At 63.2% G+C, this 1,311-nt stretch carries 3 protein-coding genes; all 3 read left to right on the top strand.

Annotation, left to right across the window (positions count from 1 at the left end):
* On the top strand, positions 1–451 hold a 451-nt coding region (locus F573_RS14540), incomplete at its 5' end, for a hypothetical protein (protein WP_038033637.1).
* 17 nt (positions 452–468) lie between these two features.
* The gene (locus F573_RS0114010; RefSeq protein ID WP_019023111.1) at positions 469–681 is read left to right on the top strand and encodes a PRTRC system protein C; all 213 of its coding nucleotides are present in this window, start codon (positions 469–471) and stop codon (positions 679–681) included.
* A gap of 224 nt (positions 682–905) precedes the next feature.
* Positions 906–1,311 (top strand): hypothetical protein (locus F573_RS14535; protein WP_038033634.1); only part of this gene is annotated, 406 nt, incomplete at its 3' end.

The following is a 1,311-nucleotide window of genomic DNA, read 5'->3' as shown; positions in this document are numbered from 1 at the left end:
AATGATCGCAACGATGGCAAACCTTCTGGACCGGGACGGGGAAGTCTCGGTCGAGATCAAGCGCGAGGGCGATGGCTACCGGGCCATCGTCCAGTTCCACGGCGCGGTCGCCACTCAGGATCTCTCCGAAGAAGCGCAGGCGCTGCGCCAGAAGGTGGCGATGCCGCTGGTGGTTCGCGCCTCCACGCCCGAGGCGCTGGAGACGGCCCTGGCCGATCTGGCCGACCCTTTCGCGCAGACGAACCGCGACATGCGCGACACCGTGAACGACCTGATGGCCGATGCCCGTGAGGCCCGCAAAACCGCTCAGGCGGCGGAGTCCAAGAAAGCGCCCGAGAAGGGCGGCAAGAAGGAAACGACGCCACAGGCAAGCGGTACGGACACCACGACCGCGCCGAATGACACGACCGAAGAACCCACGGCGGATGCGGATAACCCGCTCGGCCTGTAAGCGAAAAGGACTCGATGATGACTGCAACGACCGAAACGATGACCCGCATCTTCCGCCTCGGGGCGACCGACTTCCCCGACCCGGACCCGCAGATGCAGCCCGATGACGTGGTGGAACTGCTGCAACGCAACAACCCGGCGATGCCGCCGTGTCAGTTGGGCGAGCGCAGTGTCGAGGGTAACCGGCTGGTGTTCACGCTCGACAAGGAACCGGCCAAGACGAAGGGGTAGGGGGGATGGAAGACGTGCGCGAAACCCTGGAAGCGTGGCGGACGATGCCCGTAGAGACGGATCAGGAGGCTCCGAATGTCGGAGCCTCCTCGCCGGATGCGGAAACGCCGGAGTCGGTTCCCCAAAGGCTTCTCGTCCAAGCACCCAGCATCCTGAAGCGTTTCCCGGCGTCCATCCCGGCCCATGTTCCACCGGAACACATGGAGCCCATCTAGGGAGGCACTATGCAGATTCCTTCGATCCCGGCAGAAGCCTGGGCGAAAACCGTGCGCAACCTGAACCCGGACCCGTTCGCGCCGATACACAAGCGCGTCTTCGGGGAGTGTCTGACGATGGGGCTGGACGATGGCGTTCTTGATGAAGGCGTCGTCCAGACCGCACTCCAGGAAGAAGATACGAATCGCCTGTGCGAACTGACCGGGCAGGCGGTTCGCCACCGACTCGGTGTATCGTCGAAACCGGAAGATCCGAGATATACGACGCTGTTTTCCATTTCGACCGATATTCCCTCCTTCAATCCAGACGTGCAGCCGGGGAGCGTGGTTCTTGAGCATTCGGGCTTTGAGCCGGACATCCTGGACTTCTCGATGGAGGCGCTGACGCGGGAGGACCCGAACAAGGCGCAGGATG

It is taken from the genome of Thioalkalivibrio sp. ALE23, from assembly GCF_000378545.1.
In the GTDB taxonomy this organism is placed as follows: Bacteria; Pseudomonadota; Gammaproteobacteria; order Ectothiorhodospirales; family Ectothiorhodospiraceae; genus Thioalkalivibrio.
The sequence above is the reverse complement of the archived record's forward strand: the minus strand, read 5'-3'. Positions and strand labels throughout refer to the sequence as shown.

Coding starts and splice junctions, on each gene's coding strand:
- F573_RS0114010 (WP_019023111.1), top strand. CDS start 469: ATGACTGCAACGACCGAAACGATGACCCGCATCTTCCGCCTCGGGGCG.